The sequence below is a fragment of the Streptomyces sp. NPDC055243 genome, assembly GCF_044544025.1.
GTDB lineage: Bacteria > Actinomycetota > Actinomycetes > Streptomycetales > Streptomycetaceae > Streptomyces.
This window is the reverse complement of sequence record NZ_JBITWR010000002.1, coordinates 87252-101779: the sequence shown is the minus strand read 5'-3', so window position 1 is coordinate 101779 and position 14528 is coordinate 87252. Positions and strand designations below refer to the sequence as shown.

General features: G+C 69.0%; 11 protein-coding genes. 1 reads left to right on the top strand and 10 read right to left on the bottom strand.

The features are described from left to right. Nucleotides 1–16: 16 nt before the first annotated feature. The gene (locus ACIGXX_RS05380) at nt 17–1012 is read left to right on the top strand and encodes a hypothetical protein (RefSeq protein ID WP_399972979.1); all 996 of its coding nucleotides are present in this window, start codon (nt 17–19) and stop codon (nt 1010–1012) included. Nucleotides 1013–1030: 18 nt separating this feature from the next. Here the strand turns inward: ACIGXX_RS05380 and ACIGXX_RS05375 are convergent, their stop codons facing one another. The 10 genes from ACIGXX_RS05375 to ACIGXX_RS05330 form a co-directional block, all read right to left on the bottom strand. Beyond that, nucleotides 1031–2524 carry an ArnT family glycosyltransferase gene (locus ACIGXX_RS05375; RefSeq protein ID WP_399972976.1) on the bottom strand — a complete coding sequence of 498 codons (1494 nt, stop codon included), beginning with the start codon at nt 2522–2524 and terminating at the stop codon, nt 1031–1033. Nucleotides 2525–2607: 83 nt separating this feature from the next. After that, nucleotides 2608–4110, bottom strand: coding sequence for an amino acid permease (locus tag ACIGXX_RS05370; protein ID WP_361468011.1), 1503 nt, complete (start codon nt 4108–4110; stop codon nt 2608–2610). A 149-nt stretch (nt 4111–4259) separates the two neighbouring features. Next, on the bottom strand, nt 4260–6194 hold the full coding sequence (gene dxs, locus ACIGXX_RS05365; protein WP_383823704.1) for a 1-deoxy-D-xylulose-5-phosphate synthase: 1935 nt from the start codon (nt 6192–6194) through the stop codon (nt 4260–4262). A 213-nt stretch (nt 6195–6407) separates the two neighbouring features. Then, entirely contained in the window at nt 6408–7691 is a 1284-nt protein-coding gene (locus ACIGXX_RS05360; RefSeq protein WP_351158266.1) for a sugar ABC transporter permease, read from the bottom strand. Then, the gene (locus tag ACIGXX_RS05355; RefSeq protein WP_351158263.1) at nt 7688–8467 is read right to left on the bottom strand and encodes an ATP-binding cassette domain-containing protein; all 780 of its coding nucleotides are present in this window, start codon (nt 8465–8467) and stop codon (nt 7688–7690) included. Before ACIGXX_RS05355 ends, ACIGXX_RS05360 begins: the two co-directional genes overlap by 4 nt. A 192-nt stretch (nt 8468–8659) precedes the next feature. Continuing rightward, entirely contained in the window at nt 8660–9745 is a 1086-nt protein-coding gene (locus ACIGXX_RS05350; protein ID WP_351158260.1) for a substrate-binding domain-containing protein, read from the bottom strand. 120 nt (nt 9746–9865) lie between these two features. Beyond that, nucleotides 9866–11065: an ROK family transcriptional regulator gene (locus tag ACIGXX_RS05345; protein ID WP_361468020.1), complete on the bottom strand. Its 1200-nt coding sequence runs from the start codon at nt 11063–11065 to the stop codon at nt 9866–9868. A 208-nt stretch (nt 11066–11273) separates the two neighbouring features. After that, the gene (locus tag ACIGXX_RS05340; RefSeq protein WP_351158255.1) at nt 11274–12158 is read right to left on the bottom strand and encodes a carbohydrate ABC transporter permease; all 885 of its coding nucleotides are present in this window, start codon (nt 12156–12158) and stop codon (nt 11274–11276) included. Continuing rightward, complete coding sequence (locus ACIGXX_RS05335) at nt 12158–13036, bottom strand: sugar ABC transporter permease (RefSeq protein ID WP_351158252.1); 879 nt, start codon at nt 13034–13036, stop codon at nt 12158–12160. Before ACIGXX_RS05335 ends, ACIGXX_RS05340 begins: the two co-directional genes overlap by 1 nt. Before the next feature lie 119 nt (nt 13037–13155). Then, nucleotides 13156–14418 (bottom strand): extracellular solute-binding protein, encoded by a 1263-nt coding sequence (locus ACIGXX_RS05330; protein ID WP_361468025.1) that lies wholly within the window; start codon nt 14416–14418, stop codon nt 13156–13158. Nucleotides 14419–14528 lie beyond the last annotated feature (110 nt).

Here is a 14528-nt window from a genome sequence, read left to right as displayed (position 1 = left end):
ATATCTTTATACAACCATGAAGCACTCCCGTACCCGACTGATCACGATCGCGAAGAAGCTCGGGGTCTTCGCCGCCGTGACGGCCGTCGCCCTCAGCCTCGTACAGTGCGACTCGACCCCCTCGGACAGCGACCACAAGCCCTCACGGCCGGACCGCAGCCCTTCCGCCCCGAGCCCGGACGGCCGCCCCGGCGGCAACCTGGAGCGGCTGATCACCGACTACAGCTCCGGCTTCGACGAGGACAGCGGATACCGCCACCCCACCCGCGAGGACCGGCGCACGATGGCCGCGGGGATCGCGCTGCTCCTGGACCACCGGCGCACGGCGGCCGAACACCGTCTGGCCGACGTGGACTTCGCGGTGCGCACGGTCACCGACCCGGCCGGCGGCCGCCGGTTCGCCGAGGTCGCCGACCGCTCCGAAGGCGGCGCGGCACCGCGCGGCTGGGGCCGCGTCTACATCGACCTCGACTCCCCCGTCCGCTGGTCGGCCCAGATCCCCCACCCCGTCACCGACCGGTACACGGAACGGCTCGGCGCTCGGCTCCTGAGCCGCGCACCCGGTGGCGTACTGGTCGTCGCGGGAGCACATCGCAAAGCCGGGCGCGGCGACGAGGCGGATGTGGCGCACCGCAGGGACAGCGTCTTTCACGCGATCTGCGCCGAACTCGTGCGCCGCGGGCTCCCCGGTGTGCAGCTGCACGGGATGGACGACGCCTCCGCGCCGAAGCACGATGTCGTCGCCTCCACGGGCCGGGGCAGGGAGGCGGTCACCGAGGGCCGCGACCTCGCGGACGCGCTGCGGGAGCGGGGTTACGACGTCTGCCGGGCCTGGGCCCGGTCCTGCCCGCTCGCGGGCCGCTCCAATGTGCAGGGGCGGACGGCGGCGGCGCGCGATGTGCCGTTCCTGCACGTCGAGTTCGACGCCCGGATCCGCGAGGACCGCGACCGCTCGCGGGAGGTGGTCGAAGCGCTCGCGGAGGTCACGCGCACCTGGCGGCGCCCCGACTAGGCCGCCCCCGTCGCCCGCTCACCGCGCCCGGTCCACCCGCGCGTACACCACCGTCCCCTCGACCCGCAGCACCGGCCGGTAGCTCACCGCGAGGATCCGCCGCAGCGACGGCACCCGGTCGGGGCCGTACGGCTTGCCCCGGGAGTCGTCCACGATCAGCGCGGGCGGGTCGGCCGCGAGCTCGCCGCGGAGGACCGGCCAGGCGCCGTCCACCGCGTACTTCTCGCCCACCTGAGGGCCGTCGCGACCGCCGCTGTAGTTGGTCAGGAGGCCCGCCGTGAGGTAGCGGCTGGCGGGGGCGCGGTCGGCCAGCCAGTACGTCTCGGGGTGTATGCCCCACACCAGTACGCGCTCCCCCGGCGCCGTGCGCGTCTGGATCTCGCCCGCGAGCCGCTGCGCGTGCGCGAGCTCGGGGCGCGGCGCCAGCATCCCCCAGGCCAGGAAGAGCGCGCACGCCCCGGCCGAGACCGACACCGCCGTCAGGGTGCGCTCCCGGGGCAGGATCTGGAGCGCCGCAGCGCCCAACAGGGCTAGGGAAGGCGTGAGTTGGAGGTAGTAGTGCCCGAAGAAGTGGAAACCGACGAGGACCGCGCCCGCCGATGAGGCGAGCCAGAGCCACAGCTCCGCCGAGCCGGTGCGGGCGATGCGCAGGACCCGCGCGACCGGCGGAATGATCCCCGCGCAGGCCGCCGCGAGGATCGTCGCGTTCGTCAAACCCCGCAAGAGTACGTGGAGTTCGGACCCGGTGAAGGAGGCGTACGCGCCCGATCCCGTCACCGTCCAGAACAGGAAACCCGCCGGGGTCGTGACCGCAGCCACCGCGAGGACCGGAGCGCCCAGACCGACTCCCAGGCGCAGTACGTCCTTTCGGACCGCGCCCGCCTGCCACAGCAGCCACGCCACCGGCACAAGGACCGCTCCCCCGGTCTGCTTGACCAGGAAGGCGCAGGCCACCGCGGTACCCGCCGCACCCCAGCGGCGCCGGTCCGCGCACCATATGGCGGCCGCCGTGCACGGCAGCATGAAGACCTCGAAGGTGGCCGCCTGGGCGTCCTCGGGGTTCAGGCCGACCGAGATGAGGAGGTAGAGCACGCCTGCCGTGCGGCCCGCGCCGTCGCCCCAGCGGCGCCGGGCGATGGAGACGAGGAGGACGGCGGTCAGGAGCTGGGCCGCCACCGCGAGGACCTTCAGCGGGAGCAGCGTCTCATCGCCGAAGAGCGCGAACGTCCCCTCGTACAGCCAGGGGACCAGCGGCGGCTTGCGGTCGACGACCGTTTCGTAGAGCTCGCCGCCGTCCGCCAACATCCTTGCCTGGACGGCGAGATAGCCCTCGTCCGGGCTCCACAGCGGCCACCGGAAGGAGGGAATCCGGGTGACGCAGGCCAGCGCGGCGAGGAGGGGGAGCAGGCGCGGCCAGTACGGCGCGGGGGGCGCCGTGGCCCGCTCCGTACGCGGGCGCGGCAGCCGGAGGCCGCGTACGGAGCGTAGTGATGCGGAAGGCTCGGCGAGCATAGGGAGCACGCTATCCGGCCCCGCAGTCCCTGCCTGATCGGGACATACGGGGCCGGATGATTGACCGGACGCGACCGCGGTGACTACGAGGCGTCACCGGCCGCGCGCTGCTTGGCCTGGCGGCCCAGCTGGCTGTGCGAGCGCCCGTACGCGAAGTAGACGACGAAGCCGAGCGCCATCCAGATGCCGAACCGCACCCAGGTCTCGGCCGGCAGGTTCAGCATCAGCCACACCGAGGCGGCCACCGAGAGGATGGGCACGAACGGCACCAGCGGGGTGCGGAAGGCGCGGGGCAGGTCCGGGCGGGTGCGGCGCAGGATGATGACGCTCAGGGCGACCACGACGAAGGCGAAGAGCGTGCCGATGTTCACCAGCTCGGCGAGTTCGTCGAGGCTGGTGAAGCCCGCGAGGATCGCGATGAGGACACCGAGCAGGATGGTCGGGCGGTGCGGCGTGCGGTACTTCGGGTGGACGTGGGAGAAGAACCGCGGCAGCAGTCCGTCGCGGCTCATCGCGAAGAAGACGCGGGTCTGGCCGAGCAGCAGGATCATGCAGACGGTGGTGAGGCCGACGGCGGCGCCGAAGCTGATCACGCCGCCGTAGAAGGGATGCCCGGTGGCCTTGAAGGCGTCGGCGAGCGGGGCGTCCACGGACAGTTCGCTGTAGTGCTGCATGCCCGTGACGACGATCGACACGGCGACGTACAGGACGGTGCAGATCAGCAGGGAGCCGAGGATGCCGCGCGGCATGTCCCGCTGGGGCATCTTGGTCTCTTCGGCGGCGGTGGCCACGATGTCGAAGCCGATGAAGGCGAAGAAGACGATGGAGGCGGCCGTGAAGATGCCGAGGACGCCGAAGTTGGTGGGCGCGTAGCCGAACATCAGCTGGATGAGCGGGGAGTCGATGCTGTTGCCCGCGGTCACCTCCTGCGCCTTGGGGATGAAGGGCTTGTAGTTGTCCGTGTCGATGAAGAAGGCGCCCGCGATGATGACGATCAGGACGACGGCCACCTTGATGGCGACGATCACCGTGGTGACGCGCGCGGACAGCTTCATGCCGAGGACGAGGACGACCGTGAGGACAAGCACCAGCGCGGTGGCGAGGATGTCGAAGCTGAAGCCCTCGGCGGCATCGGGCCCGGAGAGCGCGTCGGGCAGCTTCCAGCCCGCGTTGTCCATCAGCGAGCGCACGTAGCCGGACCAGCCGACGGCGACCACCGCGGTGCCGAGGGCGAACTCCAGGACCAGGTCCCAGCCGATGGTCCAGGCGGGCAGCTCACCGAGCGAGGCGTACGAGAAGGTGTACGCCGATCCGGCCACCGGCACGGTGGAGGCGAACTCCGCGTAGCAGAGCGCCGCGAGGGCGCAGACGACGCCGGCGACGGCGAAGGCGATCGCGGTGGCGGGCCCCGCGGTCTCCTTGGCCACCGCTCCGGTCAGCACGAAGATGCCGGTGCCGATGACGACGCCGACTCCGAAGACCGTGAGATCGAGGGCGGACAGCGACTTCCTGAGCGCGTGCTCCGGCTCCTCGGTGTCCTGGATGGACTGCTCGATGCTCTTCGTTCTGAAAAGGCTGCTTGCCACGGACGTACCTCCACGCTTGTCGTCCTCGACATGATCGAGAGGGCGAGTACCCCGCAGGCCTCGGCGCGAGCCTATTCACGCGAATGGGCCGGTTCCACCACCCGTACAGGGTGCTGGAACCGGCCCATCGGCGGTGCGGGTTGACTCGGTCAGTCGCGCGCGGGCTCCCCCGCCTCGACGGAGTCCACGGCCGCCGTGCGCTCGAATCGCCCGTCCAGCTTGGCGACCAGGCCGGTCACCTGGCGGGCGATGTCCGGGGCGGTCAGGCCGATCTCGGCCATGATCTCCTTGCGCGACGCGTGGTCCAGGAAGCGCGGCGGGATGCCGAAGTCGCGCAGCGGCACGTCCACGCCCGCGTCCCGCAGGGCCTGGGCGATGGCCGAGCCGACGCCGCCCGCGCGGGAGTTGTCCTCGACGGTGACGACCACGCGGTGCTGCTCGGCGAGCGGGGCGAGCGCCTCGTCGACGGGCTTGACCCAGCGGGGGTCGACGACCGTGGTCGTGATGCCCTGCTTGTTCAGGAGGTCGGCGATCTCCAGGCACATGGGGGCGAGCGCGCCCACGGAGACGAGCAGGACGTCGGCGCGGTTGGTGCCCGCCTTGCGCAGGACGTCCATGCCGCCGACCTTGCCGACGGCCTTGACCGCCGGGCCGACCGCGCCCTTCGAGTAGCGCACCACGGTCGGGGCGTCGTCGACCTCGACGGCCTCGCGCAGCTGGAGGCGGACCTGGTCGGCGTCGCGCGGGGCGGCGATCCGCAGGGTCGGCACGCACTGGAGGATCGACATGTCCCACATGCCGTTGTGCGAGGCGCCGTCCGTGCCGGTGACGCCCGCCCGGTCCAGGACGAAGGTGACGCCGCACTTGTGCAGGGCCACGTCCATCAGGAGCTGGTCGAAGGCGCGGTTGAGGAACGTCGCGTACACGGCGAAGACGGGGTGCAGGCCGCCGGTGGCCAGGCCCGCCGCGGAGACGGCCGCGTGCTGCTCGGCGATGCCCACGTCGTAGACCCGGTCGGGGAACTCCTCGGCGAACTTCTTCAGGCCCACCGGCTGGAGCATGGCGGCGGTGATCGCGACGATGTCCTCGCGCTCACGGCCGAGCTTGACCATCTCCTCACCGAAGACGGAGGTCCAGTCCATGCCGGAGGCGGCGATGGGCAGGCCCGTGTCGGGGTGGATGACGCCGACGGCGTGGAAGTGGTCGGCCTCGTCCTCCAGGGCGGGCTTGTAGCCGCGGCCCTTCTCGGTGATGCAGTGCACGATGACCGGGCCGCCGAAGCGCTTGGCGCGCACCAGGGCGGACTCCAGGGCCTCGATGTCGTGGCCGTCGATCGGGCCGACGTACTTCAGGCCGAGGTCCTCGAACATGCCCTGCGGGGCGATGAAGTCCTTCAGGCCCTTCTTCGCGCCGTGCAGCGTCTCGTAGAGGGGCCTGCCGACGACCGGGGTGCGCTCCAGGAGGTCCTTGCCGCGGGCCAGGAAGCGTTCGTAGCCGTCCGTGGTGCGCAGGGTCGCCAGGTGGTTCGCGAGGCCGCCGATGGTGGGGGCGTACGAACGCTCGTTGTCGTTGACGACGATCACCAGGGGGCGGTCCTTGGCGGCGGCGATGTTGTTCAGCGCCTCCCAGGCCATGCCGCCGGTGAGCGCGCCGTCACCGATGACGGCGACGACGTGGTCGTCCTTGCCCCGCACCTCGTTGGCCTTGGCGAGGCCGTCGGCCCAGCCCAGGACCGTCGAGGCGTGCGAGTTCTCGATCACGTCGTGGTCGGACTCGGCGCGCGCGGGGTAGCCGGAGAGGCCGCCCTTGGTGCGCAGCTTGGCGAAGTCCTGGCGGCCGGTGAGCAGCTTGTGCACGTAGCTCTGGTGGCCGGTGTCGAAGAGCACCTTGTCCTGCGGGGACTCGAAGACGCGGTGCATGGCGATCGTGAGCTCGACCACGCCGAGGTTGGGGCCGAGGTGGCCGCCTGTCTTGGACACTGCGTCGACGAGGAAGGCGCGGATCTCGCCGGCCAGCTGGTTCAGCTCCTCCGGGCTGAGCCGGTCCAGATCGCGCGGTCCCCTGATGCGGGTCAGCAGCGGCACCCGTGCCTCCTTGCAGTAGAGCGTGCAGTAGAGCTGTTCAAGCGTTGACCGGATTGTTGCCGGGCCTGTTGAGTCTAATGTTCCGCCGCTGACGACGGCGTCCGGGCCGGATGTTCCGTGTCACGCGAACGGGCGTACGTCGGACGTGGACAGAGAGCTGCCCGGCACCGCTCCATCGCGGTGCCGGGCAGCTCTGCTCCGGGTTCTGCCAGGTCAGGCGCGTCCTGCCGCCTTCTGGCTCCTGCGGGACACGGAGTCGAGCACGACCGCGGCAAGGAGTACGGCACCCGTGATCATCGACTGCACCGCCTTGCTGGAGCTGCCCGACATGTACAGGCCCGTCATGATCGACTGGATGACCAGGATGCCGAGCAGCGCCGACCAGGGGGTGCCCCGGCCGCCGAAGAGGCTGGTGCCGCCGATGACGGCCGCGGCGATCGCCAGCATCAGGGTGTCGCCGCCGCCCAGGTTCGAGTCGGCGACGCCGGACTGGGAGGCGATGAAGAGGCCGCCAAGACCGCCGAGGAAGCCGGAGATCGTGAACACGGAGATCCGGATCCACACGACGTTGATGCCGGCCCTGCGGGCCGCCTCGACGCCACCGCCGACCGCGAAGACCTGACGTCCGTAGTTGGTGCGGCGCAGCACGAAGCTGGCGAGGACCACCACGGCGACGAAGACGGTCAGGCCAAGGGGCAGGCCGTCCTCCTGGTTCAGGACGAAGGCCACGACGTAGGCGAGGACGGCGACGACCGCGGTCCGCAGGGCCAGCTCGCTGACCGGGCGGTGCGGCAGGTCGGCGGCCTTGCGGCGCACCCGCTGGCTCCACTGGGAGTAGCCGTACGCGGCGACCGCGACGGTGGCCAGGCCGTACGCGGCGGCGACGTCGCTGAAGTAGTAGTTGTTCAGGTTGTAGATGATGCCGTCGGAGATGTTGTTCAGGCTCAGGGTGTTGCCGAGGACGTACAGCTGCAGGCCGCTCCACCCGAGGAAGCCCGCCAGTGTCACGACGAAGGCAGGCACACCTATTCGGGCGAAGAAGAAGCCGTGCAGGGCGCCGATCGCGGCGGCGGCGGCCAGGCCGATGACGACGGCGAGGCCCTCGTTCACGTCCTGCTTGATCGCGAGCACCGAGCTGATCGCGGCGGTGAGGCCCGCGACCGAGCCGACCGACAGGTCGATCTCGCCGAGCAGCAGCACGAAGACGATGCCGGTCGCGATGAGGCCGGGGCCGACGATGTACTGCGCGATGTTGCTGAGGTTGGACGGGTCGAGGAAGCGCCCGGTGGTGATCTCAAAGATCGCCCAGATGACGATGAGACCGGTGACGACGGGTATGGAGCCGAGCTCGCCGCCCTTGATCTTCCGCTTGAACTCGGTGAGGTAACCGGCGAAGCCCTGCTCGCGCACGAGCAGGCGCGGGTCGACGGCCGGGATGGCGTCGGCGGCCGGGGCCTCGGCGTCCACCTTCTTTGAGGTGTTCACGGTCTCACTCACTTCGTGGCCTCCGCGCTGCGCGCCTTGCGCCGGGTCACGGCGTTCTCCGTGGCTCCGGTGATCGCGGCGATGATCTCTTCGTTGCTGGTGTCCTTGACGCTGAAGACGCCGTTGTTGCGGCCCAGGCGCAGGACGGCCACCTCGTCGGCGACGGCCTTGACGTCGGCCATGTTGTGGCTGATGAGCAGGACCGCGAGGCCGCGCTCGCGCAGCCGCTCCACCAGGTCGAGGACCTGTGCGGTCTGCTCGACGCCGAGCGCCGCGGTGGGCTCGTCGAGGATCACGAGCTTGGGGTCGCCGACCAGGGCGCGGGCGATCGCGACGACCTGGCGCTGACCGCCGGAGAGCGAGGCGATCGGGATGCGCACGCTCGGGATGCGGATGGAGAGGGTGTCGAGGAGCTCCTTGGCACGCTTCTCCATCGCCACCTCGTCGAGGACCTTGGCCCGGCCGAGCTCACGGCCGAGGAAGAGGTTGGCCACGACGTCCAGGTTGTCGCAGAGCGCGAGGTCCTGGTAGACGGTGGCGACGCCCAGGCCCTGGGCGTCGTGCGGGCGCGAGATGGAGACGGGGTTGCCGTCCCACTCGATAGTGCCCTCGTCGATCGGATGGACCCCGGCGATCGTCTTGACCAGGGTCGACTTACCGGCTCCGTTGTCGCCGACCAGGGCGACCACTTGACCTGCGTGTACTTCCAGTTCGACATCGGTGAGCGCCTGGACGGCACCGAATCGCTTGGAGACGCCGCGCAACGCCAGCACGGGCGGAGCGGACATGTGAACCATCTCCTTCTTCCGCCGAGGGGGGCCGGCGGAGGCCGTACGGGCATGGCGTACGGCGGGATGTGATGTGGGCTGAGGGGGAATGCGGCAGGGGTGCGAGCAGACGTACGGCGTCTCGGCCCCCGACAGCGGGGCGAGCGTGAAGGAGGGCGAGACGCCGTACGAGTCCGTTGCCTGCGAGTGCGGCTACTTGATGCCGGCGTCCGCGCAGGCCTTCGCGAAGTCAGGCGTGCAGATCTCGCTGACCTTGTAGAGCTTGTCCTTGACGACGGTGTCCTTGATGTCGTCCTTGGTGACGACGAACGCCTGGACGAGCGCCGACGGGATGCCCTTGTCGCTGGGGCTGTCCAGCTTGTCCGTGACCAGCGAGTCGATCTTCTCGCCGTTCAGGAGCTTGACCGCGACCTCGGCGGTCTTCTCCGCCTCGGGCTTGTACGGCTTGTAGATGCTGAAGGCCTGCGAGCCCTTCAGGATCCGCTGGATGCCCGCCAGTTCGGCGTCCTGGCCGCCGACCGGGATGCCCTTGACCTTCGCCGACTCCAGCGCCGCGACGATGCCGCCCGCCATGCCGTCGTTGGCCGAGTAGACGGCGTCGAAGCCGTCCTTGCCCAGCGAGGTGATGGCGGTGCCCATCTTCTCGCCGGCGATCTTCGGGTCCCACTCACCCGTCTGCTCGTAGACGATCTTCTTGACCTTGCCGTCCAGGACGGAGTGCGCGCCCTTCTTGAACAGGGCGGCGTTCGGGTCGGACTCCTTGCCGTTGATCATGACGACGTTCGAGTCCTTGGCCTTGTCGCCCAGGGCGTTGACGATGCCCTCGCCCTGGAGCTTGCCGATCTTCTCGTTGTCGAAGGAGACATACGCGGAGACCGGGCCCTCGGCCAGGCGGTCGTACGCCACGACCTTGATGTCCTTCTTCTTCGCCTCCTGCACCCACGCCTTGGTGGCACCGGAGTCGACCGCGTCCAGAATGATGACCTTGACGCCGGAGTCGACGAGGTCGTCGAACTGCTGCTTCTGGGTCGAGACGTTCTCGGAGGCGTTCTTGTAATTGATCTTGCAGTCGGAGCAGAGATCCTGGACCTTCGCCTTGATCAGCGGGTAGTCGAAGGACTCGTAACGCGTGGTCTTGCTCTCGGGCAGCAACAGACCGATGGTCTTGTTGTCCCCGTCTCCCTTGTCACCGCCACCAGCCTCGCCGCAAGCGGCAAGGGAAACGGCCATCGCGGTAGCGGTCATGGCTATCGCGGCACGACGCAGATGGGTGTTCACTGTCCAACCTCCCTGACGTGGCCGCGTCGTTGCGGCCGAGGTGGCTCGAAGTCAACTCGGCCGCCACACCAGCGTCAAGGAGTAAATCCTTAACGAGATGACAACGGTGCCATGCGTTATCTAAGTGAAGGCAGGTGCGGACGCAGACAGAGACCCGTCCAAAAGGGTTGAATCGCCCATTTCGCTGAGTGCGAGAGCCAGCGCCCCGAGCACTTCGGCGCGGCCGCCGAGCGCCCCTGGGAGGACGGTCAGCTGGCGCGCGGCGCTGGGGATCGCATAGCGCCCCACGGACTCCCTGATGGGCCCCAGGACCAGCTCACCGGCCTCCGCGAGGTCGCCGCCGAGGACGACACGGCTGGGGTTCAGGAGATTGCAGAGGTTCGCGACGCCGCTGCCGATGTGCCGGCCGACGTCGGCGATCACCCGGCGGCAGCCCGGGTCGCCGTCGCGCGCGAGGGCCACCACGCGCTCCATGGTCAGCTCGGTGCCGTGGCTCGACTGGAGCAGGGGCAGCACATAGCGGGCCGCGGTGAAGGTCTCCAGGCAGCCGCGGTTGCCGCAGCGGCAGACCGGGCCGGACTCGTCCAGGGTGATGTGCCCGATCTCGCCCGCGGTGCCGCCGGGGCCGCGGTAGATCCGCCCGCTGATCACCAGACCGGCGCCGACACCGCTGGCGACCTTGATGTACGCCAGGTCCTTGACCCCGCGGCCGCTCCCCCAGACCAGCTCGCCGAGCGCGCCGAGGTTGGCGTCGTTGTCGACGTGCACGGGGACGCCCAGGCGGTCCTTGAGCTCCTCGGCGGGCTTGGTGCCGGTCCAGCCCGGCAGGATCGAGGTCGAGCCGAGCGTCCCGGACTCCACGTCGATGGGCCCCGGCACGCCGAGGCCGATGCCCGCGATCTTCGCGCGGTCCACCCCGGTCACCCCGATCAGCCTGCTGACCAGCTGCTCGGCGCGGTCGAAGCCCTGCGCGGCCGACGCGTCCACGTCCAGCGGCTCGGACTCCTCGGCGAGCACCTGGTGGGCGAGGTTGCCGACTGCCACCCGCAGGTGCGTATGGCCGAAGTCCACGCCGATGACGATGCCCGCGTCGCCGCTGAGCGAGACGCTGCGGGCCCGGCGGCCGCCTGCCGAGGTGGGCGTGACCTCGACCGTTCCGCCGTCCTTGAGCTCCCGGACGATGTTGGAGACCGTGGCCGCGGACAGACCCGTCGTCCTGGCGATCTCCGCCTGAGTGAGCGATCCGGCGAGCCGTACGGCACGTACGACCCGCTCGAGATTGGCCCGGTGCAGCGACGACTGCGACCCCGGAGTCTCCATTGACTCAGCCACCCTTATTCCGTATGACGTAAATGTCGTGGCGCGCCTTCGCCGCCCGTACAAGTTGTGAACTCCAAGCTCTGCTGAACGGGTTGGCGCAGTCAAGTCCTTGACGGAAATCGGCGCTCCCGAACAGCCGGACAGGCCGGGTCCAAGCGGCGAGGATGCACCCCAAACCACCCAGACCCGGCCTGTGCGGGCCGATCCGTTACTTGACCGATCCCGCGGTGAGACCCGAGACGACGTGCCGCTCGATGAAGGCGAACAGCACGATGACCGGCACGATCGCCACCACGGACGCCGCGAAGAGGTAGTTCCACTCCACGGTGTAGGCGCCGATGAAGTTGTTGATGCCGACGGTCAGCGGCTGCTTGTCGGGTTCGGTGGTGAGCGTGAGGCCCATCACGAACTCGTTCCACGCAGTGATGAAAGTGAAGATCACCGCGGTGACCACGCCCGGCAGCGCCAGCGGCAGGGTCACCTTGATCATGGCGCCGAAGCGGCTGGTGCCGTCCACCATCGCCGCCTCCTCCAGCTCGGGCGGGATCGAGCTGATGTAGGCCGTCAGGATCCACACCGCGAACGCGAGGTTGAACGCCGCGTTGGTGATGATCAGCGTCCAGACCGAGTTGAGCATGTCCAGCTGGTGGAACTCGCGGTAGAGACCGACGAGCAGGGCGGTGGGCTGGAACATCTGGGTGATCAGGACGAGCAGCAGGAAGGCCTTGCGTCCGCGGTAGCGCATGCGCGCCGTGTAGTACGCGGCGGGCAGCGAGACCAGGAGCACCAGGAGCGTGGCCCCGCCCGCGACCAACAGGGTCACCTGGAGGTTCTGGCCGAGCTCCGACTCCTTCCAGACCTCGATGAAGTTCGACCACTCCAGGTTCTGCGGGAGATAGGTCCGGTCCCGCAGCTCGCTCTTGGGCCGGAGCGCGGTGATCACCATCTCCAGGTACGGAGCCAGGAAGATCGCCGCCAGGGCCCAGGCGACCACCGTGATGACCAGCGTGCGCGGCCGGAACGTGCGCTTGGGCTTGAGCTGGGGCGCGGGGCCCTTCGGGGACCCCGCGCGGGTCTCCGTCGCGGTGGCCATCAGTCCTCCTCGTTCCACCGGCTGACCTTCAGGAAGATCAGCACGAGCACGACGACCATCGCGAAGTTGACCACGGACATGGCGGCGGATTCGCCGATGTCGGTCTCCTTCAGCTTGTACATGAACACCATGGTCGTGGAGGTGTCATAGCCGGGACCGCCCTGCGTCATGGCCCAGATGATCGGGAAGGAGTTGAAGACGTTGATGAGGTTGATGACCACACCGACGAGGAACGCGGGCCGCAGCATCGGCAGCGTGATGTGCCGGTACGTCTGCCCGGGGCTCGCCCCGTCGATCCGCGACGCCTCGTAGACCTCGTGCGGGATGGTCTGCAGACCCGCGAGCAGGGTGTACGTGGTGAAGGGCAGCGACACGAAGATCGCGACGGCCATCATCCACGGCCAGGCCGTCTCCGGCTTGCCCAGCCAGTCCTTGGACTTGTCGATGAGACCGAGGTCGAGCATCAGCGTGTTGAGCACGCCCGCGGTCTGGTTGAGCATCCACTTGAAGCCGATGGCGGTCATCAGGACGGACGCGGCCCAGGGCGCGATGAGCGCCCAGCGGGTGACGGTGCGGCCGGGGAACTTCTGGTTGAACAGCTGGGCGAGGGCCAGCGAGAGCAGCATCGTCACGCTCACGACGACGACGGTCCACACGACCGTCCAGAGCAGGACGGCCCCGAAGTCGGTCTCGTCGAAGAGCTTCTTGTACTTGTCGGTCCCCGCGCTGCCGCGCACGATGCCGGCGATGGAGATGTTGAGGAACGAGGTGCGGACCAGCTCGACGACCGGCCAGATGACCACGGCGAGGATCAGCAGGATGACGGGCGCTATCCAGGGCAGCGGGCCGAGTCGGGCGATGCCGCTGCGACGGCTCACCGGCCTGGGTGCGCGCCCGCTCCGTCCCCGGCCGGTGTCGGCCGGGGGCGGAGGGGCCTTCAGTGACACAAGGTCTCCTAGCGAACGGGACTACGGGACGAAGTGCGTCTGCCTGGCTGCTACTTGCTCTCGGCAGCCGCCGCTTCCGCCTTCTTCTGCAGGTCGCCGAGGACCGTCTTCGGGTCGTCGCTCGCGGCCTTGCCACCGGTCTTCTTCATCTCCGCGGAGATGACGTCCCACGCGGTGTCGCCCAGCGGGTAGAACTTGGCGTTCGGCAGGACCTCGAAGAAGGGCTCCAGGTCCTTGTGCTTGCCGTTCGTCTGCATCGTCTTGAGCGCGTCCTGGGTGACGGGCATCAGGTTGTACATCTCGTCGAACTCCAGCATCTTCTTGGAGTACGTGAAGTCCAGGAACTTCTTGACGCCTTCCTTCTCCGCGCCGCCGTCCTTGAACGCCATCATCCAGTCGGCCACGCCGAGGGTGGACTCCAGCGGGCCCGTCTTGCCGGGGATCGGCGCGACGCCGTAGTCGACCTTGCCGTCCTTGGCCATCTGGATCAGGCTCGGGTGGCCGTTGAGCATGCCGACCTTGCCCGCCGCGAAGTCCGCGAAGGCCGTCTTGCGGTCGGTGGAGGCCGGGTTGGAGTACGTGAGACCGGGCTTGACCAGGTTCTTCTGGAGCCAGTCGAAGGTCTCGACGTTCTTCGCGCTGTCGAGCGTGTACTTGCCGCTCGCGTCGGTGTAGCCACCGCCGTTGCCGAGCTCCCACATCATCGTCTCGCCCTGGGTCTCCTCGGGGCCGAGCGGGAGGGCGTAGGGGGTGTCGGCCGCCTTGGAGGACTTGATCTTCTTGGCGGCCGCGGCGAGTTCGTCCCAGGTCTTGGGCGGCGTCTTCACGCCGGCCTTCTTCAGGACGGCCTTGTTGTAGAACATCACGCGGCTGGAGGAGACCCACGGGATGCCGTACTGCGTGCCCTTGACCTCGCCGGCCTTGGCGAAGGTGGGGATGAGGTTCTCCTGCGTCTTGGGCGAGAGGACCTCGTCGGCCTTGTAGAGCAGATCGTCCGCGACCTTGTCGGCGTAGCCGCCGGTCTGCAGCAGGTCGGGCTGGTCGCCCGCCTGGATCATGTTCTTGACCTGCTTGTCGATCTCGTTCCAGTTGATGACCTGGACGTCGACCTTGTAGCCGTCGTTCTCCTTCTCGAACTCCTTCTTCACGCCGTCCCAGTACTTCTTGGAGGCGTTGGAGGCCTTGTCGCCGTAGTCGGCGGCGACGAGCTTGATGGTCTTGCCGTCGCCGCTGTCGCTGTCACCGCCGCACGCGGTAAGTCCCATGGCCATCGCGAGCGTTGCCGCACCGGTGGCGATCAATCGATTCCTCATGCTGTTCAACCCTTCGACATCGGTGTCGACTTGAACGCGGGCAAAAGGTTCCCCCCGCGGCGCCGTGGGGCCGACATTACTCACGGCCGGAATTGGCGCGACAGGCCTAG

Excerpts from the sequence above, each read along its gene's own strand:
- ACIGXX_RS05375 (WP_399972976.1), bottom strand. The coding sequence starts at position 2,524 with ATGCTCGCCGAGCCTTCCGCATCACTACGCTCCGTACGCGGCCTCCGG.
- ACIGXX_RS05330 (WP_361468025.1), bottom strand. The coding sequence starts at position 14,418 with ATGAGGAATCGATTGATCGCCACCGGTGCGGCAACGCTCGCGATGGCC.
- ACIGXX_RS05355 (WP_351158263.1), bottom strand. The coding sequence starts at position 8,467 with ATGTCCGCTCCGCCCGTGCTGGCGTTGCGCGGCGTCTCCAAGCGATTC.
- ACIGXX_RS05340 (WP_351158255.1), bottom strand. The coding sequence starts at position 12,158 with ATGGCCACCGCGACGGAGACCCGCGCGGGGTCCCCGAAGGGCCCCGCG.
- ACIGXX_RS05345 (WP_361468020.1), bottom strand. The coding sequence starts at position 11,065 with ATGGAGACTCCGGGGTCGCAGTCGTCGCTGCACCGGGCCAATCTCGAG.
- ACIGXX_RS05380 (WP_399972979.1), top strand. The coding sequence starts at position 17 with ATGAAGCACTCCCGTACCCGACTGATCACGATCGCGAAGAAGCTCGGG.